At 64.5% G+C, this 24,875-nt stretch carries 27 protein-coding genes; 13 read left to right on the top strand and 14 right to left on the bottom strand.

Features of this window, described 5'->3' with window-relative positions; all coding sequences use genetic code 11:
- Positions 1-2: 2 nt before the first annotated feature.
- Entirely contained in the window at positions 3-833 is an 831-nt protein-coding gene (gene djlA, locus C2U40_RS17215) for a co-chaperone DjlA (RefSeq protein ID WP_103828219.1), read from the top strand.
- A gap of 76 nt (positions 834-909) precedes the next feature.
- On the opposite strand, the gene C2U40_RS17210 is transcribed toward djlA, so the two are convergent.
- From C2U40_RS17210 to ettA, 3 genes are all read right to left on the bottom strand, one after another.
- Positions 910-2,253, bottom strand: a complete 1,344-nt coding sequence (locus tag C2U40_RS17210) for an NCS2 family permease (RefSeq protein ID WP_103828220.1) — start codon at positions 2,251-2,253, stop codon at positions 910-912.
- 267 nt (positions 2,254-2,520) lie between these two features.
- The gene (locus C2U40_RS17205) at positions 2,521-2,853 is read right to left on the bottom strand and encodes a hypothetical protein (RefSeq protein ID WP_017410319.1); all 333 of its coding nucleotides are present in this window, start codon (positions 2,851-2,853) and stop codon (positions 2,521-2,523) included.
- A 232-nt stretch (positions 2,854-3,085) separates the two neighbouring features.
- The gene (gene ettA, locus C2U40_RS17200) at positions 3,086-4,753 is read right to left on the bottom strand and encodes an energy-dependent translational throttle protein EttA (RefSeq protein ID WP_016349627.1); all 1,668 of its coding nucleotides are present in this window, start codon (positions 4,751-4,753) and stop codon (positions 3,086-3,088) included.
- A 240-nt stretch (positions 4,754-4,993) separates the two neighbouring features.
- Between ettA and C2U40_RS17195 the strand changes: the two genes are divergently transcribed.
- Genes C2U40_RS17195 through C2U40_RS27035 form a run of 3 tightly spaced genes read left to right on the top strand, consistent with a single transcriptional unit; the run spans position 4,994 to position 6,436 of the window.
- Complete coding sequence (locus C2U40_RS17195; RefSeq protein ID WP_045528088.1) at positions 4,994-5,569, top strand: Crp/Fnr family transcriptional regulator; 576 nt, start codon at positions 4,994-4,996, stop codon at positions 5,567-5,569.
- Positions 5,570-5,626: 57 nt separating this feature from the next.
- Positions 5,627-6,136 (top strand): YgjV family protein, encoded by a 510-nt coding sequence (locus tag C2U40_RS17190; RefSeq protein WP_181014847.1) that lies wholly within the window; start codon positions 5,627-5,629, stop codon positions 6,134-6,136.
- A 45-nt stretch (positions 6,137-6,181) separates the two neighbouring features.
- Complete coding sequence (locus tag C2U40_RS27035) at positions 6,182-6,436, top strand: hypothetical protein (RefSeq protein ID WP_181014848.1); 255 nt, start codon at positions 6,182-6,184, stop codon at positions 6,434-6,436.
- On the opposite strand, the gene C2U40_RS17180 is transcribed toward C2U40_RS27035, so the two are convergent.
- Together C2U40_RS17180 and C2U40_RS17175 are read right to left on the bottom strand one after the other, a co-directional pair.
- Positions 6,397-7,233, bottom strand: a complete 837-nt coding sequence (locus tag C2U40_RS17180; protein WP_181014849.1) for a phosphorylase family protein — start codon at positions 7,231-7,233, stop codon at positions 6,397-6,399. The genes C2U40_RS27035 and C2U40_RS17180 overlap by 40 nt on opposite strands.
- Positions 7,234-7,341: 108 nt before the next feature.
- Entirely contained in the window at positions 7,342-8,196 is an 855-nt protein-coding gene (locus C2U40_RS17175) for a lytic transglycosylase domain-containing protein (protein WP_029303826.1), read from the bottom strand.
- Positions 8,197-8,377: 181 nt separating this feature from the next.
- On the opposite strand from C2U40_RS17175, the gene C2U40_RS26760 reads away from it, so the two are divergent.
- Entirely contained in the window at positions 8,378-8,785 is a 408-nt protein-coding gene (locus C2U40_RS26760) for a hypothetical protein (protein WP_233768787.1), read from the top strand.
- 36 nt (positions 8,786-8,821) lie between these two features.
- On the opposite strand, the gene C2U40_RS17165 is transcribed toward C2U40_RS26760, so the two are convergent.
- Both C2U40_RS17165 and C2U40_RS17160 read right to left on the bottom strand, forming a co-directional pair.
- The gene (locus tag C2U40_RS17165; RefSeq protein ID WP_103828221.1) at positions 8,822-9,010 is read right to left on the bottom strand and encodes a hypothetical protein; all 189 of its coding nucleotides are present in this window, start codon (positions 9,008-9,010) and stop codon (positions 8,822-8,824) included.
- 155 nt (positions 9,011-9,165) lie between these two features.
- Positions 9,166-10,104, bottom strand: coding sequence for a LysR family transcriptional regulator (locus C2U40_RS17160; RefSeq protein ID WP_011704893.1), 939 nt, complete (start codon positions 10,102-10,104; stop codon positions 9,166-9,168).
- Positions 10,105-10,434: 330 nt separating this feature from the next.
- Here C2U40_RS17160 and xapA point away from each other — a divergent pair, with 330 nt between their 5' ends.
- From xapA to C2U40_RS17140, 4 genes are all read left to right on the top strand, one after another.
- Complete coding sequence (gene xapA, locus C2U40_RS17155) at positions 10,435-11,262, top strand: xanthosine phosphorylase (protein WP_103828222.1); 828 nt, start codon at positions 10,435-10,437, stop codon at positions 11,260-11,262.
- Between the two features lie 25 nt (positions 11,263-11,287).
- Positions 11,288-12,547: a NupC/NupG family nucleoside CNT transporter gene (locus C2U40_RS17150; RefSeq protein WP_103828223.1), complete on the top strand. Its 1,260-nt coding sequence runs from the start codon at positions 11,288-11,290 to the stop codon at positions 12,545-12,547.
- 62 nt (positions 12,548-12,609) lie between these two features.
- Positions 12,610-13,413: a deoxyribose-phosphate aldolase gene (gene deoC / locus C2U40_RS17145; protein ID WP_103828224.1), complete on the top strand. Its 804-nt coding sequence runs from the start codon at positions 12,610-12,612 to the stop codon at positions 13,411-13,413.
- A gap of 56 nt (positions 13,414-13,469) precedes the next feature.
- Positions 13,470-14,381, top strand: coding sequence for a DMT family transporter (locus C2U40_RS17140; RefSeq protein WP_077095425.1), 912 nt, complete (start codon positions 13,470-13,472; stop codon positions 14,379-14,381).
- Between the two features lie 5 nt (positions 14,382-14,386).
- Here C2U40_RS17140 and C2U40_RS17135 read toward each other — a convergent pair whose 3' ends face one another.
- Entirely contained in the window at positions 14,387-15,400 is a 1,014-nt protein-coding gene (locus tag C2U40_RS17135; protein ID WP_103828225.1) for an NAD-dependent epimerase, read from the bottom strand.
- Between the two features lie 321 nt (positions 15,401-15,721).
- On the opposite strand from C2U40_RS17135, the gene C2U40_RS17130 reads away from it, so the two are divergent.
- Entirely contained in the window at positions 15,722-16,348 is a 627-nt protein-coding gene (locus C2U40_RS17130; protein WP_017410330.1) for a YitT family protein, read from the top strand.
- A gap of 112 nt (positions 16,349-16,460) precedes the next feature.
- Here C2U40_RS17130 and C2U40_RS17125 read toward each other — a convergent pair whose 3' ends face one another.
- From C2U40_RS17125 to C2U40_RS17115, 3 genes are read right to left on the bottom strand one after another with little or no spacing between them, the layout of a single operon-like run.
- The gene (locus C2U40_RS17125) at positions 16,461-17,249 is read right to left on the bottom strand and encodes a heme ABC transporter ATP-binding protein (protein WP_103828226.1); all 789 of its coding nucleotides are present in this window, start codon (positions 17,247-17,249) and stop codon (positions 16,461-16,463) included.
- Positions 17,250-17,263: 14 nt separating this feature from the next.
- A complete protein-coding gene (locus C2U40_RS17120) occupies positions 17,264-18,295 on the bottom strand; it encodes a FecCD family ABC transporter permease (RefSeq protein ID WP_181014851.1) in 1,032 nt (343 codons plus the stop codon).
- Positions 18,292-19,131, bottom strand: coding sequence for a heme/hemin ABC transporter substrate-binding protein (locus tag C2U40_RS17115; protein WP_029303815.1), 840 nt, complete (start codon positions 19,129-19,131; stop codon positions 18,292-18,294). Before C2U40_RS17115 ends, C2U40_RS17120 begins: the two co-directional genes overlap by 4 nt.
- A 168-nt stretch (positions 19,132-19,299) precedes the next feature.
- Between C2U40_RS17115 and hutX the strand changes: the two genes are divergently transcribed.
- Positions 19,300-19,812 (top strand): heme utilization cystosolic carrier protein HutX, encoded by a 513-nt coding sequence (hutX, locus tag C2U40_RS17110; protein WP_011704903.1) that lies wholly within the window; start codon positions 19,300-19,302, stop codon positions 19,810-19,812.
- Positions 19,809-20,366, top strand: a complete 558-nt coding sequence (gene hutZ / locus C2U40_RS17105; RefSeq protein ID WP_029301689.1) for a heme utilization protein HutZ — start codon at positions 19,809-19,811, stop codon at positions 20,364-20,366. The genes hutX and hutZ overlap by 4 nt, the downstream gene beginning before the upstream one ends.
- Positions 20,367-20,436: 70 nt before the next feature.
- On the opposite strand, the gene C2U40_RS17100 is transcribed toward hutZ, so the two are convergent.
- Genes C2U40_RS17100 through C2U40_RS17090 form a run of 3 tightly spaced genes read right to left on the bottom strand, consistent with a single transcriptional unit; the run spans position 20,437 to position 22,461 of the window.
- On the bottom strand, positions 20,437-20,841 hold the full coding sequence (locus C2U40_RS17100) for a lipoprotein (RefSeq protein WP_043159620.1): 405 nt from the start codon (positions 20,839-20,841) through the stop codon (positions 20,437-20,439).
- A 39-nt stretch (positions 20,842-20,880) separates the two neighbouring features.
- Positions 20,881-21,432: a cysteine hydrolase family protein gene (locus C2U40_RS17095; RefSeq protein ID WP_103828227.1), complete on the bottom strand. Its 552-nt coding sequence runs from the start codon at positions 21,430-21,432 to the stop codon at positions 20,881-20,883.
- A gap of 60 nt (positions 21,433-21,492) precedes the next feature.
- Complete coding sequence (locus C2U40_RS17090; protein WP_103828228.1) at positions 21,493-22,461, bottom strand: ChaN family lipoprotein; 969 nt, start codon at positions 22,459-22,461, stop codon at positions 21,493-21,495.
- Between the two features lie 188 nt (positions 22,462-22,649).
- Here C2U40_RS17090 and C2U40_RS17085 point away from each other — a divergent pair, with 188 nt between their 5' ends.
- Entirely contained in the window at positions 22,650-24,743 is a 2,094-nt protein-coding gene (locus tag C2U40_RS17085; RefSeq protein WP_103828229.1) for a TonB-dependent hemoglobin/transferrin/lactoferrin family receptor, read from the top strand.
- The last annotated feature ends 132 nt before the right edge of the window (positions 24,744-24,875 follow it).

Genomic DNA, 24,875 nt, shown 5'->3' with positions numbered 1-24,875 from the left:
CCATGCGTATTTGGGGTAAGGTGCTTGGCGCCTTCTTCGGTTTTCTGCTCGGCAACATCTTCGGTGCCCTGCTTGGCCTCTGGATCGGCCACCGTTTCGACCGTGGCATGGGCTTGAATTTTCGCCGCGCGCCCACCCAGCAGCAACAGGCGGTCTTCTTCCACGCCACTTTCGCCGTCATGGGTCACATCGCCAAGGCGAGCGGCCAGGTGACCGAGCAGGAGATCCGGGTCGCCTCTAACCTGATGGATCGGATGCGGCTGGCAGGGGAGCCGCGGGCTCGCGCCCAGGAGTCGTTCCGTCAGGGCAAGGAGGCAGACTTCCCGCTGCGGGAGACCCTGGCCGAGTTTCGCCGTGCCAGCCAGGGCCAGCGCGATATCCTGCGCTTCTTCCTCGAGGTGCAGCTGCAGGCCGCCTTCGCCGATGGCAAGGTCGAGGCCAACGAGCGCGCCATCCTGCACACCATCGCCGACGAGCTGGGCTTCAGCCGCATCGAGCTGGCCCGCATTCTGGCGATGGCCGAGGCGCAGATGAACTTCTTCAACCGGGCGCACGGTGGCCAGTATCAGGATGGCGGGCACGGCGGGCAGCAGTACCGGCAGGAGGCGCCCTCCCGTGACCGGCTCAAGGATGCCTACCAGCTGCTGGGGGTGAGCGAGAGTTACAGCGATCAGGAGATCAAGCGTGCCTACCGCAAAGAGATGAGCAAGCATCACCCGGACAAGCTGGCCGCCAAGGGCTTGCCGCCGGAGATGATGGAGATGGCCAAGGAGAAGACCCAGGAGATCCAGCAGGCCTGGGAGTGGATCCGCGAGGCGCGCGGCATTCGCTGAGCGCCCCTTCGTCAGCCATAAAAAATGCCCGTCGTTGACGGGCATTTTTGTTTGCGCTGTGTTTGTGCGTCGCGGTTTAGTGGCTGTCGACCCAGACGAACTTGAGTACGAACAGCAGGGCCACCACCAGCACGCAGGGGTTGATCTCGCGCCAGCGGCCGGTGCCCGCCTTCATCACGCAGTAGGAGATGAAACCCACTGCGATTCCCTCGGTGATGGAGAAGCTGAACGGCATCATCACCGCGGTCATGAAGGCCGGCACCGCTTCGGTCAGATCTTCCCACTTCACCCGGGTCAGCTCGGAGCACATCAGCACGCCCACGTAGATGAGAGCGCCCGCCGCCGCGTAGGCCGGCACCATGGCGGCCACCGGAGAGAAGAAGATCGCCAGCAGGAACAGCAGGCCGACCACGATGGCGGTGAGGCCGGTACGGCCGCCGACGGCGACGCCGGAGCTGCTCTCGATGAAGGCGGTGACCGAGGAGGTACCCATGAAGGCGCCGCCGACGGAACTGGCGCTATCCACCAGCAGGGCCTGCTTCATGCGCGGGAAGTGCCCCTTGTCATCGGCCAGCTTGGCGCGGTTGGTGACGCCGATCAGGGTGCCGGAGGAGTCGAACAGGTTGACCAGCATGAAGGAGAAGATGATCCCGGCCAGGCTGATGTCGAGCGAACCCATCAGATCCAGCTGACCGAACACCGGCTCAATGCTGGGGGGCATGGAGACGAAGCCCTTGAAGGTGACGTCGCCAAACAGCCAGCCCAGGGTAGTGGTCACCACGATGGCGATCAGCACGGCGGAGTGGACACCGCGGGCGGAGAAGATGCAGATCAGGAAGAAACCGAGCAGTCCCAGCAGGCAGGGCAGGGAGGTCAGGTTACCCACCGTCACCATGGTAGCGGGGCTGGCGACCACGATGCCGGCGTTGTGCAGGCCGAGCAGGGCGATCAGTAGACCGATGCCGGCGGTGATGCCGACCCGCAGGGTGAGCGGAATGTTGGCGATGAGCCAGTAGCGCACCCGCAGCAGGGTAAGGATCAGCAGGCCCATGGCACCCCAGAAGATGGTGCCCATGCCCACTTGCCAGGAGTAGCCCATGCCGGCCACCACCACAAAGGCGAAGAAGGCGTTGAGGCCCATGGCGGGAGCCAGCGCGATGGGCAGGTTGGCGAGCAGACCCATCAGGATGCTGCCGATGCCGGCGATGAGGCAGGTGGTGACGAACACGGCCTGGGTGTCCATGCCTGCCGCAGAGAGGATCTGCGGGTTGACGAAGACGATGTAGACCATGGTCAGGAAGGTGGTGATGCCGGCGATCACTTCGGTGCGGGCGTTGGTGCCATGGTCCTTCAGGGCAAACAGACGCTCAAGCAATCCTTGCCCGGCGGCCTGTGCGGGGGCCTGGTGTGGTTGATTCATGTTGGATTCCAATAGGTGACGTGAAATAAGCAGCAGGCGAGGAGCCGGTCCCATCCATGCGGGCGTGATGCCCTGTTTCTGGTGGTTAAACAACCAGACTCGTCCTGATACCGTGACAGCGCGCACATTTTTACACAGGCGGCGCCGTTTACAAACCCCGGATCTGCGAGGCGGATCAATGAATAGAGCAAAAATTCAAACGTTTGCTTTTTCGCCAACAAAAAAGGTTCTCGTCGGAGAACCTTTTTGGAGCAGAGAGGGAAGAGCTCAGAGGGTTTTGAAGTAGCGCTCCACCAGTTGGGCCAGCACGGAGTCGAGGGTCTCCTGTACTTCCCCCAGCTCCCGCCCCAGGCGGCGCAGAAACAGGCTGGCCTGCTCCTCGGTCAGCTTGCGACCGTCGATGAAAAACTCCTGCTCCGGCAATTGCTTGTCATAGCGGGGCAGCAGGGTCCAGTTCACCAGCTCCGGCTCCACGGCGGCGAAGATCTTGGCGGCGGCGGTGCAGAAGGTCTCGATGTGCGCCTTGCCATCCGGCCCGAGGCAGCCGGGCTCGACCCGGATCTGGATGGTCAGTTTCTTCTCTGTGGGCTGGGTCGTCATCTTGCTACATCCATGCATAAGGTATCCGTCTTGGATTGTAAGCGATCGGGCACAAGAAAGGGGAGCCTGCGCTCCCCTTGTGGCATGTGCCGGTTGACTTGGCGATTCGCTTGTCGTGATGGGAGCGGTGCGGCTGATGCAGCAGCCGCACTTGTTTGCCCTGTTACTTGGCGATGCGCTTGTCGTGGTGGAAACGGTGCGGCTGATGTAGAAGCCGTACTTGTTTACCCTGTTACTTGGCGATGCGCTTGTACTTGGCGCGATGCGGCTGGATGGCCTCGGCGCCGTAGGTCTTCTTCTTCCACTCTTCGTATTCGGTGAAGTTGCCCTCGAAGAAGGCGATCTTGCCCTCGTCCTGGTAGTCCAGGATGTGGGTGGCGATGCGGTCGAGGAACCAGCGGTCGTGGGAGATGACCATGGCGCAACCCGGGAACTCCAGCAGGGCGTTCTCGAGGGCGCGCAGGGTTTCGATGTCCAGATCGTTGGTCGGTTCATCCAAGAGCAGCACGTTGCCGCCGGTCTGCAGCAGCTTGGCCAGGTGCAGACGGCCGCGTTCACCACCGGACAGCTCGCCGACCCGCTTCTGCTGATCGGCGCCCTTGAAGTTGAAGCGGCCGATGTAGGCCCGGCTCGGGAACTCGTAGTTGCCGATGCGCAGGATGTCCTGGCCGTCGGCGACTTCCTCGAACACCGTCTTCTTGTCGTTCATGCTGTCGCGGAACTGATCCACCGAGGCCAGCACCACGGTCTCACCCAGGGTGATGGAACCGGAGTCCGGCTGTTCCTGACCCGACATCATGCGGAACAGGGTCGATTTACCGGCACCGTTCGGACCGATGATGCCGACGATGGCCCCCTTCGGAATGGAGAAGGAGAGATCGTCGATCAGCTGGCGGTCACCGTAGGACTTGCAGAGGTTGGCCACCTCCACCACCTTGTCGCCGAGGCGCGGTCCGGGCGGAATGAACAGCTCGTTGGTCTCGTTGCGCTTCTGGTAGTCGTTGGTGTTGAGCTCCTCGAAGCGAGCCATACGGGCCTTGGATTTGGCCTGACGGCCTTTCGGGTTCTGGCGAACCCACTCCAGTTCTTTCTCGATGGACTTGCGACGAGCCGCTTCCGTACTGGCTTCTTGCGCCAGACGGGCATCTTTTTGCTCCAGCCAGGAGGAGTAGTTGCCCTCCCACGGGATACCTTCGCCGCGGTCCAGCTCCAGGATCCAGCCGGCCACGTTGTCGAGGAAGTAACGGTCGTGGGTGATGGCCACGACTGTGCCCTCGTAGTCGTGCAGGAAGCGCTCCAGCCAGGCCACGGATTCCGCATCCAGGTGGTTGGTCGGTTCGTCCAGCAGCAGCATGTCCGGTTTTTCCAGCAGCAGGCGGCACAGTGCCACCCGGCGGCGCTCACCACCGGAGAGGTGCTTGATTTGGGCATCCCAGGCCGGCAGGCGCAGGGCGTCGGCCGCGCGCTCCAGCTGGTTTTCCATGTTGTGGCCGCCCTGGGCCTGGATGATGGCTTCCAGCTCGCCCTGTTCGCGGGCCAGCTTGTCGAAATCCGCATCCGGGTCGGCGTAGGCCGCATAGACCTCGTCCAGCCGGGCCATGGCGCGTTTCACCTCGCCGACCGCCTCTTCGACCGCTTCGCGTACGGTCTGCTCTGGATCCAGCTTCGGCTCCTGCGGCAGGTAGCCGATCTTGATGCCGGGCTGCGGACGGGCTTCCCCTTCGATCTCGGTATCGATGCCTGCCATGATGCGCAGCAGGGTCGATTTACCGGCGCCGTTCAGACCCAACACGCCGATCTTGGCGCCCGGGAAGAAGGAGAGGGAGATGTTCTTGAGAATATGACGCTTGGGCGGCACTACCTTGCCGACCCTGTTCATGGTGTAAATAAATTGAGCCATTGGCTAATTCTCTTCCTTTTCAGCAGGTTAATGTCTTGGCACTAACAGACTGATGTCGTGGTGGGGCCAGGTCGACGCGGGTCAACCGGGTTCCAAAAAACCCGTCGATTGTAAACCAATGGGCGAGGGGGGGCAAAGGTGGCACCCGGCCGGCCATCCCCTTTGCCGGGGCCATCACAGCCTGCTGCAACGGGCCGCCAAACTTGGCATGATGAAGGCCCAGTTTGCCCCGGAGTTTGCATGACCAGCCAGCCCTCAGCCCCGCCTCTGGCGGCCACCCTCGCCGCCATGGGGCTGGCACCCGCCATCGGCGAGCCGCTTGCCGGTTGCCTGCCCCGTTTGACCCTGCAGCCCGGCCAGCCGCTGCTGGCTCAGGGGGCGATGCAGGAGTCGGCCTTCTACATCGAGCGGGGCATCGCCCGCGCCTGCCATTACAATCGGGACGGGCAGGAGCGCTGCAAGGAGTTCTACTTCGAAGGAGAGCTCTGTCTGCTCTACGACAGCTGGCTCAGCGGGGCGCCTGCCCGCTACCAGCTGGAGGCCGTGACGGCGCTGCAACTGGTGCGGGTGCCGCTGGCCCTGCTGGACGAGCCCGTCTGGCAACCGGTCTGCATGGCCCTGCTGCGCCAGCAGTTGTGCTACAAGGAGCGCAAGGAGGCCTTCTTGCTGCTCCGCTCCCCGGAAGAGCGCTACCGGGAGCTCTGTCGCACCTTCCCCCACTGGCCGGCGCGGCTCACTCAGGTGCAGCTCGCCAACTACATCGGCATCAGTCCGGTCACCCTGTCGCGGATCCGCCGGCGCATTAACACGGGTTAATGCCGCGCCTTGCCCATTCCCGCCATGCTGGGCCCTTCGAACAAGCCTGGAGTGGGGATGATGTCGCTGTTTTTGTGGTCACAACTGGTGGTGAGCCTGGCGCTGCTGCTGGATCTGCTGTCGTTTCAGTTGCGGACGCGCCGGACCATTCTGGCCTGCCTGGCGCTCTCCTGCGCCCTCAATGGCGCCCATTTCGCGCTGCTGGGACAAGCGTCGGCCGCACTGCTGCTCTGGCTGGCGAGCCTGCGCTTCGTGGTCAGCATGCTGGCCACGCGTCGCCTCTTGATGTGGCTTTTTATGGGGTTGTCCTGCCTTGCCGTGCTCGCCACCTATCAGGGACCGCTCGCCTTGCTGGGGTTGCTGGCCAGCCTGCTGCAGACCCGGGCTGCGTTTTGTCCGGATGATCGCCTGCTGCGGCGCTGGATGCTGCTGGGCACCCTCTGCTGGCTGGCCAACAACCTGCTGGTGGGATCGCCCGTGGCGGCGCTGATGGAGGGGCTGTTTCTGGTCAGCAATCTGGTGGGCTACTACCGCCACTATGGGCGCAGGGCGTGTCCGGGGAGTTGATATCGGCTGCGGAAGAGAGCGTGGGGCAAGTCCCGCCTGATAGGGATGACCAAGAAAAGAAGCCGCCATAGTGGCGGCCTCTCTGGCATGTCAGGCTTTGTTGAAGCCGTTGATGAGCGCCTTTGCGTAATCGATGACGAACTGCTGGCAGTGGATGGCGGTCTGCGGATCGAACTCCTCACCGTGCAGATCGGTGTTGGAGAGTACCCGGATACCGACGACAAATGCCGCCTTGTTGGCCCGGCTGCCACTGCGGTGTATCAGGCCTTGTTGAAGCCGTTGATGAGCGCCTTTGCATAATCGATGACGAACTGCTGGCAGTGGATGGCAGTCTGCGGATCGAACTCCTCGCCGTGCAGATCGGTGTTGGAGAGCACCCGGATACCCACGAAGGGCACCTTGTAGGCCTCGGCTACTAGCGCGGCGGAGGAGGTCTCCATCTCTTCTGCTGCCGTGTTGTAGGTCTGGTGCAGCCAGTTGATGCGGGCGACCTGGCGGTTCCACTCGTCGGCTGTGCCTATGATGCCGGGGACCACCCGACCGTGACGATAACGGTCGGCCATGCCGAGGGCGCGGCCGACCAGCTCGGGATCGCCGGCAAAGGAAGAGTGCTCCACCAGCTTGCCGTTGTCACGCAGGCGCATGGTGACCTCGAAGTTGTGCCATTTGCTCGGGTCGACACCCTGCTCGGCGGGCGTCAGGTCACTGCGGTAGGCCCCCATGTTGAAGCTCTTGGTGCCGATGACGATATCACCCCGGTGCAGCGCCGGATCGTGGCCGCCCGCCGTGCCCTGATTGATGACGAGGCGCGGCTGGAAGCGCTCCATGGCGAGGGTGGTGGCCGCGGCGGCATTGGCCAGTCCCACCTCGGTGCGGGAGACGACCACCGGATAACCCGAGAGGGTGCCCTGCCAGTAGGTCCAGGCGCCCACGGTCAGCTCCTGCTTGTCCTTGAGGGCGGCCACCAGGGTCTCGACTTCGACATCCATCGCCCCCTGGATCAGGATGGGGGCGGGAGCCGGGTTGGCCGCCACGACGGCGGAGGAGAAGAGGGCAAACAGGGTGAGCAGGCGCGAGCAGCGTTTGATGAGATTCATGGATTACCTGTAGAACGAGCGAGAAAGCGCCGGATCCTACCGAAAGGCAAACGATTGCGCAAATGCGGGTGTGATTTTTGTCAATAGCGGGCCGGCAGAGGCCTGGGCTCAGGGCTGCTTGTGGCCGGCGAAGTAGAGCACCCGCCGCACATATTGCTGGGTCTCCTGATAGGGGGGGATGCCGCCATACTGCTCCACCGATTTTTCGCCGGCGTTGTAGGCCGCTGACATCAGGGTCCAGTTGCCGTCGAAATGGGTGTGCAGCCACTTGAGGTAGGCCACGCCGCCCTTGATGTTCTGCTCCGGATCGAAGGGGCGAGTGACCCCGAAGCGCTGCTGGGTCTCGGGGATGAGCTGCATCAGCCCCTGGGCATTCTTGGGGGAGACGGCGCGGCTGTCGAGGTTGGATTCGGCGATGGCGATGGCCAGCACCAGCCGCTCGTCGATGCGGTGGCGCTTGGCGGCGTGGCGCAGCATGGTGGCCAGCTTCTGTTTGGCGGGTGACTGGCGGGCCAGATAGGCCTCCAGATTGAAGGGGGTGGTGGGGATGGCGGCGAAGTAACCGCCGGATCCACCGACGCCGCTGCCGCACTGATCCCCCATCACGGCATTGCCGACCCGGCTGTTGTAGTAGCGGGCGGCCTGCTGGTTGCCAAGGCGGATCGCCATGGCCAGGTAGGCGTTGGCCATGCGGGGGTTGCGAACCGAGCCCGGGCCGGTGGCGAGCAGGCGGCCGATACGAAAATACCCTTCCGGGTTACCCGTGGTGGCAGCGGCACAGTAGAAGTGGATGGCCTGGGTCAAATTGCCCTGACTCTGTGCCTGCTGACCTTTCTTCAGTGCGCTGAGCGCCTTGGGCGCCTGTCTGAAATCCCTGCTTTGCGCCGCTGCCTGCCCGGTGCCGGCCAGCAACAGCGATAAAAAAAGCAGCAAAAACAGCCTGTTTTCGCTGGAACTCGACATGGATTCTCTCCTGTTGGGGTACAGAAGATATAGGGGAACATGGCCTGTTCTGCCATTAATCCAGTGGATCCTGTTGTTATGGATCCGGGTATCCAGAGATCAAAACGGTATGGAACCAATGACCGAGGCTGATGCGGCAGGGGTTGGCGACGGGTCATAAGGGTCGCCGCCAACAAAGGGGTTGCTAGATAAGCTGCCCCTGGCCAGGCTCGGCACCATCGGCACCATCGGCACCATCGGCACCATCGGCACCATCGGCACCATCGGCACCATCGGCACCATCGGCACCATCGGCACCATCGGCACCATCGGCACCATCGGCACCATCGGCACCATCGGCACCATCGGCACCATCGGCACCATCGATACCATCAGCGCCATGAATACCATCAGCATCATCCATGCCGTCGGCACCGGCGCGGCCATCGCTGCCCGGTTCCGGGAGCCACTGGCCATTGTGCGCCGGCGGGCAGTCATCACCCGCTGGGCAGGGAGTGCGGGCCTGCAGCGGGGCGCCGTGCAGGCAGCCAAGCAGCAACAGCAGAGAGCAGAGGGGACGAGTCGGTTTCATGGAATTGACCAGGCATAAACAAGGAGAGAGGAAGGGAGGGGCCTTGCTGGCCCCTCAGACGTCGAGGTGATAGGGCTGCTCGTCCGGCTCGGCGGCGGGCAGCTGGCGATACATCAGGTGGATTTCGCTCGCCACCCAGAGCGAGAGCAGGCCGAGCAGGCTCAGCAGTGGCGCCAGGGTGTGGTTCTGTTGCAGTCCGTAGGCAGACAAGGCGGCGCCCAGCAACAGCAGAATACGGATCATGAGGTGACTCCTTCTCATCATGGTGAGGGGGCGGATGCGTGCCCGTGTGGCACCAAGTGTGGCCAGTATACCCCAGCCGGTGCCCGGCAAACCGCCATCCGCTTCACATCCCCATCCTAAGGGCGTGGGTAGTTAAGCGCCATCCGATTAACTCATCAATCCGCGGTCGGCCGGTTCATCTGCGCGCTCATGGTGTCGATGAAGTGGCGTATCGCCACCGCGGCCGGCTGGCCGTCGCCGGGCGGGGCGTAAAGCACGCAGAGATCGGCGGGGATCGCCTGCTCGAGCCGGATGAAGCGCACGTGGGGCCACTTCTGGCGGGCGTAGCTGGCCGGTACCAGCGCCACCTGCAGGCTGGTGGCCACCACTGCCATCAGGGTGTTGGGTTCGACCACCTCCTGATTGAGATGGGGGTAGAAGCCCTCCACCAGACAGGCGTTGATGATGAGGTCGGTAGAAGATGAGTTGGCGCGGCTCATCAGCACGAACGGCTCCCCCGCCAGCTCGGGCAGGGAGACCAGCTTGCGATCCCGCAGCGGATGCTCGTCCGACACCACCAGCACCATGGACTCGCGATAGATGGTTTCGGCCAGCAGCGGATGGATGTTGACTGTGTCGGCGAAGCGGGCGAGGCCGAGGTCTATCTCCTTGCGCGAAAGCGCCTGTTTCTGCCGCTCGGGGGAGAGCTCGGTGAAGGTTATTTCGAACTCGGGGTGGCGCTGGTGGCACTGGCGGATCACCTCGCCAAAGCCGGCCCAGAAGATGGAGCTGACCAGCCCGATGCGGATCTGGTTGCGTTCCATGCGCCCCGCCTGCACCACCCGGTTGAGGCCGCTTTCCAGCACGTCGAACAGCAGGGCGCACTCGGCCTGCAGCAGCCTCCCGGTGGCGGTGAGGCTCACCTGGCGGGTGTGGCGCTCGAACAGCGCTAGCCCCAGCAGGGACTCGAGTTCCTTGATCTGGGCGCTGAGCGGCGACTTGGAGACATTGAGCTGCAGGGCGGCCCGGCTGAAGTGTCCCTGGCTGGCCACCGCATGGAAGTAGCGCAGCATCTTGAGGGTGACGCGATCGCGCCAGTGACTGTCGAGGGCCAAGCGGCCTCCTTCGGTGGCTGATTGAGGGCCGGGTGCGATCCCCGTCAAAGTTTGCGCGACCGGTGCGGGCGGCAGCAGGGCCGCTGCGCGGCGGATGGTCGATCCGGCTCACACCTTTGCCGGTCCGTTTTGACCGTGGCGGGGCTGGTTGGCGGCAGAACGGGGCCAATCAGCGCCATTCATGCCAGTTCCTTTGGTTTTCAGCCATTTCCCGGCAGGAAATTGTGCTGAAAATCAGGATAGTCAGGCCGATTTTAGCGATTTTTATCGCCCAATACCTCCCCTAGAGTGAGCGCCATGTCCCATTTACAGCCTCAAGAGGTGCAGCTCATGCAACAAGATCCGGTACTCAACGCCGTCGCCACCATTCTCGCCCGCAAGCCGGGTTTCGCCCCCCGCGCCGCCATGATCCTGGGCTCCGGCCTCGGCGTGCTGGCCGATGCGCTGGAGGAGAAGGTCACCATTCCCTACGAGGAGCTGGACGGCTTCCCGGTCAGCACGGTGGCCGGCCACAGCGGCGAGCTGGTGCTCGGCAAGCTGCACGGGGTGGATGTGGTCTGCATGAAGGGGCGCGGCCACTACTACGAACACGAAACCATGAAGGTGATGACCACCCCGGTGCGCACCTTCAAGCGGCTGGGCTGCGAGCTGCTGCTGGTGACCAACGCGGCCGGCTCGCTGCGCCCGGAGCGGATCGGGGTCGGCTCCCTGGTCATCTTCAACGATCACATCAACACCATGCCTGGCACCCCCATGACGGGCGCCAATGACGAGGCCTACGGCCCGCGCTTCTTCAGTCTGGCCAATGCCTATGACAAGGAGCTGAGGGGCGAGGCGCTGGCGCTGGCCGAGCGGGAGGGGATCGCCGTCAATCAGGGGGTGTTCGTCTCCTACAGCGGCCCCTGTTTCGAGACCGCGGCCGAGATCCGCATGATGCAGATCATCGGTGGTGACGTGGTGGGGATGTCGGTGGTGCCAGAAGTGGTCAGCGCCGCCCACTGTGCGCTGCCGGTGCTGGCCATCTGCGCCATCACCAACATGGCGGAGGGGCTTGGCGACGTGCAGCTCTCCCACGAGCAGACCCTCAAGTGCGCCAAGCTGGCGGAAACGGACTTCATCCGCCTCATCAACGCCTTTATCAAGCACCACTTCCAGTAAGCAGGGAACGACCAGGAGGTCAGTTATGTTTGCAGCAGGATTTCTCGGTATGGCGGCGCTGATCCTCATCGCCGTGCTCGCATCGACCAACCGCAGGGCCATTCGCCTGCGCACCGTGGGGCTGGGGCTGGCCTTGCAGGTCGCCATCGGTGCCCTGGTGCTCTATGTACCGCTGGGGCGCCGGGCGCTGGAGGGGATGGCTCACGGGGTCGACGCCGTGCTGGCAAGCGGCAAGGCGGGCATCCACTTCCTGTTTGGCAACCTGGTCAACTTCTCGGTGGATGGCATCGGCTTCGTGTTTGCCCTCAACGTGCTGCCGCTGGTGGTGTTCTTCTCGGCGCTGATCGCCGTGCTCTACTATCTCGGCATCATGCAGCTGGTGATCCGCTTCATCGGCGGCGCCATGGCGCGCCTGCTCGGCACTTCCCAGACCGAATCCATGTCGGCGGTGGCCAACGTCTTCGTCGGCCAAAGCGAGGCGCCGCTGGTGGTCAAACCCTACATGCCCAAGATGAGCGACTCGGAGTTCTTCGCCGTCATGTGCGGCGGCATGGCCTCGGTCTCCGGCACCGTGCTGGCGGGCTACGCCATGATGGGGGTCGACATGCAGTACCTGCTGGCCGCCTCCTTCATGGCGGCGCCGGGCGGGATCCTGTTTGCCAAGCTGATCATTCCCGAAACCAGCCAGCCGGACTATGTGTTCGACAACAGCATCCAGTTTGACGGCAAGAAGCCGGAGAACGTGCTGGCGGCGGCAGGCGAGGGGGCCAGCAGCGGCCTCAAGCTGGCGGCGGCCATCGGCGCCATGCTGATCGCCATGATCGGGCTGGTGACCCTGGTCAACACCCTGCTGGGCGGGGTGGGGGAGATGGTGGGCATGCCGCTCTCCCTCGAGCTCATCCTGGGCTGGATCTTCTCGCCGCTCGCCTTCCTGCTCGGGGTGCCGCTGGCGGACATCGGCATCGCCGGCGCCATGATCGGCAAGAAGCTGGTGGTGAACGAGTTCGTGGCCTACAGCGACCTCTCCCCCTACCTGAGAGACGCCAGCACTGTGACCGCCGCCGGTCTGCAGGTGCTGGAGGAGAAGTCCAAGGTGATCATCAGCTTCGCCCTGTGCGGCTTTGCCAACCTGGCCTCCATGGGGATCCTGATCGGTGGCCTGGGCACCCTCTGCCCTTCCCGCACCGACTTCATCGCCCGCTACGGCCTGCGTACCGTGCTGGCTGCCACCTGTTCCAACCTGATGAGCGCCGCCATCGCCGGGATCTTCTTCTCCCTGGCCTGAGCGTCCCATCCCTTGTTCCGGGGCGCTGCGGCGCCCCTTTCTTATCCTGACAGGAGCCTTCCATGATTCCAGATACTGCTTTTTCACCAGCCTGCGCTGCCACCGAGGCCGCCAGCCGGGCCATCCGCCTGATGGATCTCACCAGCCTCAACGACGATGACCACGACGCGCGCATCATCGCCCTCTGTCACCAGGCGCAGACCCCGGTCGGCAACACGGCCGCGGTCTGCATCTATCCGCGCTTCGTGGGGCTGGCCAGGCTCACCCTGGCGGCGCAGGGCACCCCCGAAATCAAGGTCGCCACCGTGGTCAACTTCCCCCATGGAGACGATGAGCTGACCAGCGTGCTGGCCGAGACCCGCGCAGCCCTTCTCGCTGGTGCCGACGAGATCGATCTGGTGATCCCCTGGCGTGCGCTCAAGGCGGGGGACGAGGCACCCGCCCGGGCGCTGGTGCGCGGCTGCAAGGCGTTGTGTGGGACGCGGCTGCTCAAGGTGATCATCGAATCCGGCGAGCTGCAGGAGCCCGCGCTTATCCGCGCCGCCTCCCTGCTTGCCATCGAGGAGGGGGCCGACTTCATCAAGACCTCCACCGGCAAGGTGCCGGTCAATGCCACCCCAGCGGCGTGCCGCACCATGCTGGCGGCCATCGCCGAGTGCGGTGCGCAGCACCGGGTGGGCTTCAAGGCGGCAGGCGGGGTGAAAAGCGCGCAGGAGGCGGGGGAGTATCTGGCCATGGCGGCCGCACTCTTTGGCGATGAGTGGCTGGTTGCCGAGCGCTTTCGCTTTGGCGCCTCCAGCCTGCTTGGCCAGTTGCTGGCCACTATCGAGGGCAAGAAGCCGGTTGCTGCCGACGGCAGTTATTGAATCATTCCCATCCAGTGCGGCGCCCGGCGGGGCGCCCCTTTGCACAGGTGCATGCCATGTCCCATCCCCGTTTTCATTTTGTGCAGGCCCACGGCAAGGTGCTGCTGTTCACCCTGCTCATCAGCCTCTCCTTCCCCATCGGCAGTGCCCTCACCGCGGTGCTGGACCCGCTGGTGGTCACCTGGGCGCGCTACCTGCTGGCGGCGCTCACCTTCGTGATTCTGCTGGCTTGCCAGCGCCGTCTGGTGCTGCCTTCGCTGCGGGATCTGGGGCGTTATACCCTCATCTCGCTGCCTGCCCTCTGCTACTTCGTCGCCATGTTCGTGGCGCTGCAGGAGACCAGCGCCCTCGATGCCAGCGCACTCTACACCACGGTGCCCCTCATCAGCGCGCTGGCCAGCATGCTTGTGCTGCAGCGCCGCATCGGCTGGTCGATGGCGTTCGCCCTGCTGGGGGGCATGGTGGCGGCCGCTCTCATCATCTTTCGCGGTGAGCTGAGCCAGCTGGCGAGCCTGAGCCTCACCCCCAGCAACCGCATCTATCTGTTCGGCTGCGTGGGGATGGCGCTCAACCCCATACTGGTGAAGCGCTACTACCGGGGCGAGTCGTTTGCCCACCTCACCTGCTGGACCCTGATCTGCGCTACCCTGCTGCTCACCCTGGTGGCGGCGCCGCGGCTGCTGACAACCGACTGGCAGCAGGTGTCGCTGCCGCTCTGGCTCGGCCTTGCCTATCTGGCGCTGTTTGCCACGGCGCTCAGCTTCTTTTTGTTCCAGCAGGGGAGCGTGGTGCTGCAGCCGGAGCAGGTCTCGGCCTACACCTACCTGATCCCGGTACTGGTGCTGTTGACCGGCATGCTGAGCGGGGAGGAGGTGATCTGGCGGCAGGTGGGCTGGGGCGTGCTCGGCGTGCTGCTGACCATGGCGGTCATGGTGCTGGTGCCCGCTCGGCAGGCACGCCGTGCCTGAATGGGTCAGCGGGCGGGCTGGTAGTAGTCGAGATACCAGCGCACGAACGCGGCGACCCCTTCCTTGATGGAGGTGGCGGGGCGCAGGCCGGTGAGGGCGTGGAGGGGCTCGCTGTCGGCCCAGGTGGCGTGCATGTCGCCCGCCTGCATCGGCAGCATCCGCTTGATGGCGGGCTTGTCCAGCGCCTGTTCCAGCGCCTCGATGAAGTCGAGCAGCCGCACCGGCTGGCCATGACCGATGTTGAGGATGCGGTAGGGGGCGGCGCTCTCGGCAGGGCTCTGCTCGCCGGCGTGCCAGTGAGGGTTGGGGCGGGGCGGCAGCTCGGCGACGGCGAGGATCCCCTCGATGATGTCGTCGATAAAGGTAAAGTCGCGGCTGAGATCGCCCTGGTTGTAGACGTCGATGGGCTCGCCCGCCAGGATGGCGCGGGTGAACTTGGCGATGGCCATGTCGGGCCGGCCCCAGGGGCCGTAGACGGTGAAAAAGCGCAGCCCCGTGGTGGGCAGGCCGTAGAGCGCCGAGTAGGCGTGGGCCATCAGCTCGCCGCTCTTCTTGGTGGCGGCATAGAGGGAGACCGGGTGGTCAACCTGCTGATCGGCACTGAACGGCAACTGCTCGCCCATGCCGTAGACCGAGCTGGAGGAAGCGTAGATCAGATGCCGGATGCCGTGCTGGCGGCACCCCTCCAGCACCGTCAGCATGCCGGTGAGGTTGCTCTCGCTGTAGGCAAACGGGTTTTCCAGCGAGTGGCGCACCCCCGCCTGGGCGCCCAGGTGGATCACCCGCTCGAACTGCCCCTCGGCAAACAGGGCAGCCATCCCGGCCTGGTCCGCCAGCTCGCCCTGCACGAAGCGAAAATGGGGGAAGGGGGTCAGCATCGCCAGGCGGGCCTCCTTGAGGCTCACCTCGTAGTAGTCGTTGAGGTTGTCCAGCCCCACCACCTGATGACCCGCCTCGCACAGCCGTCTGGCCACGTGAAAACCGATAAAGCCGGCGGCGCCGGTGACCAGATACTTCATGGTTGGGGTCCTGTGCAGATCATGGGGCTCCTGACGGTGATGGGAAAAGGGGCTGCGCGCTTTGTAGCAGAGCCGGCGCGTCTGTGCCATGGCAAACCGCCCGTGTCGGCGCAGCGGGGGCGGCTCAGGCGCGGCATGCTGCATCTTGGTGCAGCGGCTGTCAATGGAGAATGACAGGCACCAAAACGGGGCGTGGGCGGCGACTATTGTGATCATGGTCGCAAAAAATAGACTGAACCCCATAACGAAGCCCTGCGGACAGGGCTCGCGCCCGCCAGACGGGCAACAGACACTCTTTCACTTCGCTATTGGATACCGGTTATGGACAACACCCCAGGTTCGGCGCACTCCGTTCGTACTGCGCACCCCCTCTATGAAGACGTCATCGCCCTGCTGACCGCGGCCGGCTTCGTCTCCCTCGGCATCTTTCTGTTTCATCAGGTCGGCCTGCTCACCGGCGGCACCGCCGGGCTGGCGCTGTTGCTGCAGCAGGTGACGGGGCTGAGCTTCGGCCTGCTGTTCTTCGGCATGAACCTGCCCTTCTATGCCCTGGCCTGGCTCAGGATGGGGCCGCGCTTCACCCTCAACACCTTCGTCTCGGTGGCGGCGGTCTCCTTCATGACGGATCACCTCAACGCCGTGCTGCAAATCGGCAAGATTGAGCCGGTTTACGCGGCGCTGATCGGCGGTACCCTGATCGGCATGGGGCTGCTCATCATGTTTCGCCACAAATCGAGCCTGGGCGGCTTCAACATCCTGGCGCTGTTTATCCAGGATCGGTTCGGCATCCGCGCCGGCAAGTTGCAAATGGGGCTGGATTGCACCATCGTCATCGCCTCCTGCTTCGTGGTGCAGCCCTGGATCCTGGCGCTCTCGGTGGTGGCGGCCATCATCTGTAACTTGGTGTTGACACTCAACCACAAGCCGGGCCGCTATCAGATCGCTTGACGAGTAAAGAACCATATGAGGCTGTCTGGTGGGTGATAAGCCTGCCCGCCTTGCAAACAAACAGAGCGCCTGATGGCGCTCTGTTGCTATCTACCGCACGGCCATCACCGCATCACACCACCATGGGCAGCCCGCTTTCGGGGTGGAGGATCACCTGGGCCGGGTAGTCGTAGAGCCGGTCGATGAGATCAGGCGTCAGCACTTCGCGCGGGGGGCCGTCTGCCATCACTCTGCCCTGCTCCAGCATCACCAGCCGGTCGGCGTAACGGGCCGCCAGATTGAGGTCGTGCAGCACCACCAGCACGGCGGTATGGCGGGCGGCGAGGGCGCGCGCCATGGTGAGCAGCTGGTGCTGGTATTTGAGATCGAGCGCTGAGGTGGGCTCGTCGAGCAGCAGCAGCCGCGCTTGCTGCGGTTCGTCCGGTGCCTGCCAGATCTGGGCCAGCACCCGGGCGAACTGCACCCGCTGGCGCTCCCCGCCGGAGAGGCCGGGATAGAGGCGGCCGGCCAGGTGATCGACCCCGGCATGGGTCATGGCGGCCCCGACTATCTGGTCGCGCCGGCTGGCCGGTTCGCTGTGGGGCAGCCGGCCCATGGCCACCACCTCCTCGCACAGGAAGGGGAAGTTCAGGGACGAGCTCTGCGGCAGCACCCCGATCCGATGGGCCAGCTCGGTGCCGGCCCACTCCTGCCGCTCCCGGCCAAACAGGCGGATCTCCCCCTGATGTGCCAGCTCGCCGGTAAGGCATTTGAGCAGCGAGCTCTTGCCGGCGCCGTTGGGGCCGAGCAGGGCGGTGAGGCTGCCCGCCTGCAGGCTGAGGTCGAGCCTGTCCAAAATGGGGCGGCCGCCCCGGCTGAGGCTGAGCTGGCGACAGTGCAGCAGGGTCGATGAAGCAGACAAGAGGAGTCCTCCGGTTAAAGCGTCCGGCGGCCCTTGACCAGCAGCCAGATGAAGAAGGGGGCGCCCAGCAGGGCGGTGATGATGCCGACCGGCATCTCGGCCGGCGCCAGCAGGGTACGGGCCAGCATGTCGGCGCCCAGCAGCAGGGCAGCCCCGAGCAGGGCGGAGAGCGGCAGCAGCCGGACGTGGTTGGGGCCGGCCAGCAGCCGCACCAGGTGGGGCACCACCAGGCCGACAAAACCGATCATGCCGGCCACTGCCACCGCCACGCCAACCCCGGCGGCGGTGAGCAGGATCAGCCGCCGCTTGAGGGACTGCACCTGGATGCCGAGGTGGCGCGCCTCCCCTTCACCCAGCAGCAGGGCGTTGAGGGGGTTGGCATCGCGCAAGAACAGAATGAGCAGAGCAACCAGGGTCAGCAGCGCCAGCGCCACGTCCACCGGCTTGCCCACCGCCAGCGACCCCATCTGCCACAGGCTCAGGTTGCGCAGCATCTGATCGTCGGCGAGATAGGTGAGCAGGCCGATGACGGCGCCGGACAGCGCGGTGACGGCCACCCCGGCCAACAGCATGACGGTGACCGAGGTGCCGCCTTCCCGGGTGCCGAGCAGATAGACGAGGGTGGTGGTCAGCGCCCCGCCGAGAAAGGCGAGCAGGGGCAGCAGGCCGATGCCGAGCAGGCTCTGCCACTGCTGGCCGAGGGGGGCCAGCAGCACGATGGCCAGCGCCGCGCCGAGCGCCGCCCCGCCGGAGACCCCGATGATGCCGGGGTCGGCCAGGGGGTTGCGAAACAGCCCCTGCATTACGGCGCCGCAGAGGCCGAGAATCCCCCCCACGGCGATGCAGAGCAGGGTGCGCGGCAGGCGGATCTCCTGCACGATCAGCAGCTTGTGGGCCTCAATCCCGCTCCCTTGGCCGGCGAACAGGGCGCGCAGGCTCTCGCCAAAGGAGAGGGCCATGGGGCCGGTGGCCAGCGACCCGACCAGCAGCAGCGCCAGTGCGCCGCCGGTGAGGCACAGCAGCCAGGGCAGTGGCAGACGCATCATGAACCCAGCTTGATCCACTTGGCGATCTGGCTGGCCTGCTGCAGCGAGGTAAGGCTGAGCCCCCCTTGCAGGGCGTGGCCGTCGATGGCGTGGATGGCCCTGTTCTTGCCGGCCGGGGTGGCGGAAAGGGCGGGCACCTGGCTCAGCACGGTTTCAGGATCCTGATACTGCTGCCAGTCGCGGCCGCTCACCAGCACCAGATCGGGCTGCAGCTCGATCAGGGATTCGGTGGAGACTGGCTTGTAGTCTTGCAGCTGGGCCACCGGGTTGATGCCGCCGGCCAGGGTGAGCAGGGCACTGGCGGTGGTGTTGCCGCCGGCGATGCTGGTGGGCTGGCCCTTGTGCAGCAGCAGGAAGACCACCTTGAGCGGTTTGTTCTGCTTGGCCTGGGCAGCCAGCTGCTCGCTCTGGGCCTGGATCTCGGCCTTCAGGCGGGAGCCGGCGGCCGGGTCCTTGAGCAGGGCGGCCAGGGTATCGATGCGCTGGTTGAGGTTGGCGAGGGTAGGGGCGGTGGGCAGCACGTCCACTTCGACCCCGGCCCGGCGCAACTGCTCCAGCGCCGGCGGTGGCCCCATCTCGTCGCTGCCGACCAGCCGGGTCGGCGCCAGGCTCAGGATCCCTTCGGCGGCAAGGGCGCGGTGATAGCCGACCCGTGGCAGGTTTTTCGGCTCCGGGCTGCTGATGTCGGTGGCGATGAGGCTCTGCTCACCGCCCAGCGCCAGAATGAGTTCCGTGGTGGCCGGGCCTATGCTGACGATACGTTCCTGCGCCAGAACGGGCAGGGACAGGGCTGAGCAGCCGAGCAGGCTGAGTGCGAGGGCAAAACGACGGCCCATGCTAACCTCCGAAGGGTGAATGAAGTTGGGTTGCCGCCGAGAATATCAAGCCGTCGAAAAAAATGCACTGAGAATGAAAGCGATTATCAATTGCATTGGTTTGGGGCCTTCATTACAGTATCCGCCATGACAGAACAGGGATGCCGCAGGCACCCCAAGGGAGAACCGATGAGCATTGCACAACGCATTCATGGGCTGCTGGAACAAGATCCCAGCGCTCACCCATCCACCATCGCCGCCGAGCTGGCCGTCAGCGAATGGGAGGTGGTACGCCACCTGCCGGCCGAGCTGGTCACCCTGGTGCCTGCCGAGCAGGCCGAAGCCCTGCTGGCGGATCTGGCCGACTGGGGCCAGGTGACCACCATCGTCGAGTCCGACGGCTCCATCTTCGAGGTGAAGGCCCCCTTCCCACGTGGCAAGAGCGCCCGTGGCTACTACAACCTGATGGGGCGTGACGGCGAGATGCACGGCCACCTCAAGCTCGACAACGTGGTCGGAATCGCCCTGGTCAGCAAGCTGTTCATGGGCAAGGAGGGGCACTCCTTCCAGTTCTTCGGCCACAGCGGTCGCTGCATTTTCAAGGTCTATCTGGGGCGTGACGAGCAGCGTCAGCTGCTGCCGGCCCAGGTGGAACGCTTCATGGCCCTGCGCCACCAGTATCAAGAGGAAGTCAAAGCATGAGTGAACGTCAGGAGCGTCTGCAGAACCGCCTGCAACCGGAGATCCGCGAGTTCCGCGACGGTTGCCGCACCCTGCAGCTGGCGACGGTGGACAGTGAAGGCAACCCCAATGCCAGCTATGCCCCCTTCGTGCTGCAGGAGGATGGCTACTATGTGCTCATCTCCGAGATCGCCCGCCACGCCCGCAACCTGCAACAGGTGCCCAAGGTGTCGCTGATGCTGATCGAGGACGAGAACGGGGCCCGCGAACTGTTTGCCCGCAAGCGCCTGACCTTCGATGCGGTGGCCGAAGTGGTGGCCCGCGACGACGTGCGCTGGGAAAAGGCCATCACCGCCCTGGAAGGGCGCTTCGGCGAGATAGTCAAAGGGCTCTCCAACCTCAAGGACTTCGTGCTGTTCCGGCTCAAGCCCGAGCAGGGGCTGTTCGTCAAGGGCTTCGGCCAGGCGTTCCGGGTCTCCGGTGACGAGCTGGTGGATTTCGTCCACCTGGTGGAAGGGCACAAGCGCGTCGACAATGGTGCCGAGCTGACCAGCCCGGCCGATGCGCCGGTCTGATCCATGCGATCACAAAGATGACAAAACGGGCAGCCCTGGGGCTGCCCGTTTTTTTATGGACGGTTTTCCCTCAATCCTGCCAGGAGGCCTTATTGGGGAAGGTGTCGCGGTCGGCCCGGGTGGCGGTCTCGTTGCACTCGCCCCGGATCTTCCAGGAGGTCTGGCTGAGCACTATGTAGCCTTCGCGGCAGTACTTGCGCTCGGCCAGCGCCTGGGTGAGCTGGGCATCCTGCAGCGCTTCACGCCGCTCCAGCAGGCTCTTGCTGCGACTCAGGCGGCTGCCGTCATCGTCCTGCAGGCGGGTGGGCAGGGTATCGAGCGGGGCGGCTTCGAAGGTGAAGCGCTTGCTCCCCTCCTCGTTGATGTGGGTCCTGAACAAGGGGGCCGGGCCATCCGGCTGGCGCCCCGGCAGGCCTGAGCAGGCGGTGATTGCCGGTAACAGCAGCGTGAAGGCAACGGCAGAGAGTAGACGCACACAAGACTCCAATCGGGTGATCGCTTCAGAGCGGGCAGATTAACATGCCGGCTCGGGTTGGGTGGCGCCGAGCAGCTCATCCGTCGTGAGCAGGGTCACGCTTCTGCCTTTTGGCAGGCTGAGGTGACGCCACATCCAGTGGTGGTGCTCGATGATCTGCTCCGCGCTCAGGTGGGGCCTGTCCGCCGTGGTATGGGCGTCGGTCACCGCCACCACCTCGAAGCCGCGAGCGGCGGCACTGCGCAAGGTAGTGTCGACGCAAAAGTCGGTGGCACAGCCGCAGATGAGCAGCCTGTCCACCGCCTGTTCCGCCAAGAGGAAACCGAGCTCGGTGTCGAGGAAGCTGTCGCAGGCGGTCTTGCGTACCCGGCTGTCATGCCCCTGTGGGGCGAGATCGGCGTGCAGCTGCCAGCCCGGGCTGGCGGGATCCACTTCGGAACCGGGGGCATCGTGCTGCACATAGATGACACGACCCTGTTCTGCCCGCACGCGCTCGGCCAATCGATTGATATTGGCGATGACCTGGGCGTCCTGATGGCGAGGCTGGGTGAACAGCCCCTGTTGCATGTCGATGACCAGTAACACATCCATATGAAATCCTTGGGCAAATGTTTGTCAGGGTGGCAGCCACTGGGCTCCTCAGACGCAAGGTCAGGGTTGCAGCCACTGGCTGCAGTCACGACTGCGGGATTGATGCAGTGCGCCCATATCTTGCTTCATTTCATCGGCATTTAGCCAGCGTTCCGGCAGGGGGGCGATGCCGACCCGCACGTCGGCAACCCGGCCGGCCGCTGCTTGACCGTCACCCGCTTGCGGCGCCGTCAGCTCCGGCACGACCAGCGCTACCTTGAGATCCGGGTTGCGGCTGGCGATACGGCTGGCGAGCCCCAGCCCGCCCTCTACGTGGAAGTTGCCGGCGATGTGCATGATGCGCTGGCCCGGGTGGCTGCGCAGGTAACCCACCATGCTCTCGGCCATGGTGTCGTCCCAGCTGGTCTGGGCGGCAAAGCGGCGGGCGTTGCTGTCGGCATCGCCATGATGGAGCGAGGCCATGAACTTCTGGCGATAGGGGTCATCGCCGAGGGTGAGGGTGCGGGCCAGCTGGCTGCGGCGGGGGGCGGGCAGCTGCTCCAGCCAGGCCGGCCCCTCTTGGCCGACACAGCTCACCAGCGGTTTGGGCGCATTGGCGGCGATGACCGGCAGGTGGTGCGCCTTGGCGAACTCCACCAGCGGGCGATAGTCGCTCTGGTAGTTGGGCCAGGCGTTGCCGTCACGAATGAGCGCCGCCTCGCCGATGCGACCGGCCAGGTAGGCATCCAGCACCGGCTGATCGGCGCGGCTGAACTGCTCCATGGAGAGCACCAGAGGGCGACCGTCTGCGGCCAGGCCCGCCAGCATTCTGGCCTGCAGCAGGTGCACCGCCGGATGGGTGTGCAGCTCGCCCACCAGCACTATGTCGGCGTCCGCCACCCGGGCCAGGGCCTGTTCGAGGCTCAGATCGTTCCCCTGGGTGGCCTTGAGCTGATAGTGATAAAGGGTGCCGGCATCGTTGACGGGGGCCGTCGTGGCACAGGCGGCCAGCAGCAGGGGCAGGGTGAACAGGGGCAGTAGTCGGGTCATGGATGTCTCGCAGCGATGAGGTGCCTGCACCATACAATGGCAGCATGGCGGGCGGGAAAACAGAGTGGCGTAGTGTAGAACCGAATTACGACAAAAGAAAATGAGAATGATTCCGTTTATTATTGATCTTTATTGAGAGGTGGGTAAGATGCCAGCTGTTTGATAACAGTTCTCAATAAGGATTTGCAGTGGCCCATAACAACACCCTATCGCTGGTCGCCCTTGCCGTGGCGGCCGGCCTCGCTTCCCCGGTTTTTGCGGCGGACAAGAAAGCAGATGAAGTCATGGTGGTCAGTGGCTCTCGGATGGAGCAGAAACTGGAGGATGTCTCCGGCCCCATCTCGGTCATCACCGCCGAACAGATTGAAGAGCAGGTGGTGAGCAACGTCGCCGACCTGTTCCGTTACGAGCCGGGCGTCACCGCCCTCGGCGGTGCCGGCGATGCCCAGACCTTCGTCATTCGCGGCATGGGTGAGAACCGGGTCAAGATAGTGCGCGACGGCGTGCGCCAGAACGATGCCTACAAGAACGGCGGCGTGGGTCAGAGCTATTTCGACACCGACATGATCAAGCAGGTCGAGGTGGTCAAGGGACCGGCCTCGGCAGCCTACGGCTCCGATGCACTGGGCGGCGTCATCGCCATCACCACCAAGGATGCGGCTGATTTCCTCAAGGGGCGCGACAGCTACCTGGATGCCACCACCGGCTATGCCTCCAGCAGCCACCAGAAGATGGCCGGCGTTACAGGGGCCCTGCGCGCCGGCGCGTTCGAGAACCTGCTGCGCTACACCTGGCGTGACGGCGGGGTGACCCAGAACTACGACGGCGACAAGAACGAGTTCGACATCGTCAGCCAGGCCGTGCTGTTCAAGAGCCAGTGGAACCTGAGCGATGCCCAGTTCCTCAAGCTGACCGTCGACTACTTCAACGAGGGGCAGGACCCCGATGCCGTCGACCTCACCAAGGCGGGCTCGGTCTTCAACCAGCCGATCACCGACAAGGAGACCGACAATCTGTCGCTGGTGCTGGATCACGGCATCGCCCTGAACGCGCCCTGGGTCGATCGCATCGACAGCAAGCTCTACTACGCCCGCACCAAGCAGACCATGGATCAATACGCCTCTTCCAAATACCCGGTGCGGCCGACCAACCCCTATGTGACCAAGAACTCGCTGGACAACAACGGTTTCGAGCAGAAGAGCCTGGGCGCCCAGCTGAAGTTCAGCAAGGCGCTGGCGAGCCAGCGGCTGGCCTGGGGTCTGGAGTATGAGCACACCGACAACGAGCGGACCCGCTTCAAGGCGCCGACCGTGCCGGGGGATTTCGTCGGCTACAACGAGTTGAGCTTCCCCTCCACCACCACCGAGCACGGCGCCCTGTGGGCGTTCGACGAGCTGAAATTCGGCGAGCGCTGGGTGCTGACGCCGGGAGCCCGCTATGACTACTACCGGATGAACCCGGATCAGGATCCCGCCTACACCGGCGAGAACCTCAAGCGCTTCTCCGAAGGGGAGTTTTCGCCCAAGCTGGGGCTGGTGTTCAAGGCGCACGAGGCAGCCAACCTGTTCGCCCAGTACAGCCACGGCTACAAGACCCCCATGTATGACAATGCCTTCTCCACCCTGAACCACCAGGCATACGGCTATCGCATCGAGCCCAACCCGAACCTCAAGCCCGAGAGCAGCGACGGCATCGATCTGGGGGTGCGCGGCAGCGCCGGCGGCTTCAGCTATGAAGTGGCCACCTTCTACAACAAGTTCGACGACTTCATCGAGTTGGCCGGGGTCGGCACCGAGGGCCGCACCGCGCTGTATCAGTATCAAAACCTGGACAAGGCAACCACCAAGGGGGCCGAGGCCAAGGCAGACTACTGGCTGAACGATCTGGTCAACGTCTGGGGCAACCTCTCCTACATCGAGGGCAAGGATGGCGACGGCAACTACATCAACAGCCTGAGCCCGCTCAAGGGGACCCTGGGTGTTCGACTGGAGCAGCCCAACTGGAACATCAACACCGCCCTGCGCTTTGCCGACGACATGAGCAAGGTGGGCAAGGATGCCAAGGGCAACAACAACATCAAGAGTGCGGGCTGGGGCGTGGTGGATATCTATGCCCAGTTCAAGCCGGTGCAGGATCTGCAGCTCAACGTGGGCGTCTTCAACTTGTTCGACAAGGAGTACGTCAACTACGAGAGCATCACCGGCCAGAGCGCCAGTGCCAGCACCAGCCGCCAGACCGAGCCGGGTCGCAACCTGAGTGCACGGGTCAAGTACGTGTTCTGATGAATGCACACCACGACAAGGGGCCTGCGGGCCCCTTTTTCATGGCGGGAACCGGGCCTCCGATGGCGGACAAAAAGGCGGCCAAAAAGAAACCCGCCGAAGGCGGGTGGAAGGATTGCAACACTAACCAGG

This window comes from Aeromonas sp. ASNIH4, assembly GCF_002934425.1.
In the GTDB taxonomy this organism is placed as follows: domain Bacteria; phylum Pseudomonadota; class Gammaproteobacteria; order Enterobacterales; family Aeromonadaceae; genus Aeromonas; species Aeromonas hydrophila.
This window is presented reverse-complemented; position numbering and strand designations above follow the sequence as displayed.

What these genes read in the sequence shown, in the direction of transcription:
- C2U40_RS17090 (WP_103828228.1), bottom strand. Translation starts at nt 22,461, where the DNA reads ATGACCCGACTACTGCCCCTGTTCACCCTGCCCCTGCTGCTGGCCGCC.
- hutZ (WP_029301689.1), top strand. Translation starts at nt 19,809, where the DNA reads ATGAGTGAACGTCAGGAGCGTCTGCAGAACCGCCTGCAACCGGAGATC.
- C2U40_RS17130 (WP_017410330.1), top strand. Translation starts at nt 15,722, where the DNA reads ATGGACAACACCCCAGGTTCGGCGCACTCCGTTCGTACTGCGCACCCC.
- C2U40_RS17095 (WP_103828227.1), bottom strand. Translation starts at nt 21,432, where the DNA reads ATGGATGTGTTACTGGTCATCGACATGCAACAGGGGCTGTTCACCCAG.
- C2U40_RS17190 (WP_181014847.1), top strand. Translation starts at nt 5,627, where the DNA reads ATGATGTCGCTGTTTTTGTGGTCACAACTGGTGGTGAGCCTGGCGCTG.
- C2U40_RS17115 (WP_029303815.1), bottom strand. Translation starts at nt 19,131, where the DNA reads ATGGGCCGTCGTTTTGCCCTCGCACTCAGCCTGCTCGGCTGCTCAGCC.
- ettA (WP_016349627.1), bottom strand. Translation starts at nt 4,753, where the DNA reads ATGGCTCAATTTATTTACACCATGAACAGGGTCGGCAAGGTAGTGCCG.
- C2U40_RS17180 (WP_181014849.1), bottom strand. Translation starts at nt 7,233, where the DNA reads ATGAATCTCATCAAACGCTGCTCGCGCCTGCTCACCCTGTTTGCCCTC.
- xapA (WP_103828222.1), top strand. Translation starts at nt 10,435, where the DNA reads ATGCAACAAGATCCGGTACTCAACGCCGTCGCCACCATTCTCGCCCGC.
- djlA (WP_103828219.1), top strand. Translation starts at nt 3, where the DNA reads ATGCGTATTTGGGGTAAGGTGCTTGGCGCCTTCTTCGGTTTTCTGCTC.
- C2U40_RS17195 (WP_045528088.1), top strand. Translation starts at nt 4,994, where the DNA reads ATGACCAGCCAGCCCTCAGCCCCGCCTCTGGCGGCCACCCTCGCCGCC.
- C2U40_RS17165 (WP_103828221.1), bottom strand. Translation starts at nt 9,010, where the DNA reads ATGATCCGTATTCTGCTGTTGCTGGGCGCCGCCTTGTCTGCCTACGGA.
- C2U40_RS17150 (WP_103828223.1), top strand. Translation starts at nt 11,288, where the DNA reads ATGTTTGCAGCAGGATTTCTCGGTATGGCGGCGCTGATCCTCATCGCC.
- C2U40_RS17140 (WP_077095425.1), top strand. Translation starts at nt 13,470, where the DNA reads ATGTCCCATCCCCGTTTTCATTTTGTGCAGGCCCACGGCAAGGTGCTG.
- deoC (WP_103828224.1), top strand. Translation starts at nt 12,610, where the DNA reads ATGATTCCAGATACTGCTTTTTCACCAGCCTGCGCTGCCACCGAGGCC.
- hutX (WP_011704903.1), top strand. Translation starts at nt 19,300, where the DNA reads ATGAGCATTGCACAACGCATTCATGGGCTGCTGGAACAAGATCCCAGC.
- C2U40_RS17210 (WP_103828220.1), bottom strand. Translation starts at nt 2,253, where the DNA reads ATGAATCAACCACACCAGGCCCCCGCACAGGCCGCCGGGCAAGGATTG.
- C2U40_RS17120 (WP_181014851.1), bottom strand. Translation starts at nt 18,295, where the DNA reads ATGATGCGTCTGCCACTGCCCTGGCTGCTGTGCCTCACCGGCGGCGCA.
- C2U40_RS17205 (WP_017410319.1), bottom strand. Translation starts at nt 2,853, where the DNA reads ATGACGACCCAGCCCACAGAGAAGAAACTGACCATCCAGATCCGGGTC.
- C2U40_RS17135 (WP_103828225.1), bottom strand. Translation starts at nt 15,400, where the DNA reads ATGAAGTATCTGGTCACCGGCGCCGCCGGCTTTATCGGTTTTCACGTG.
- C2U40_RS27035 (WP_181014848.1), top strand. Translation starts at nt 6,182, where the DNA reads ATGACCAAGAAAAGAAGCCGCCATAGTGGCGGCCTCTCTGGCATGTCA.
- C2U40_RS17175 (WP_029303826.1), bottom strand. Translation starts at nt 8,196, where the DNA reads ATGTCGAGTTCCAGCGAAAACAGGCTGTTTTTGCTGCTTTTTTTATCG.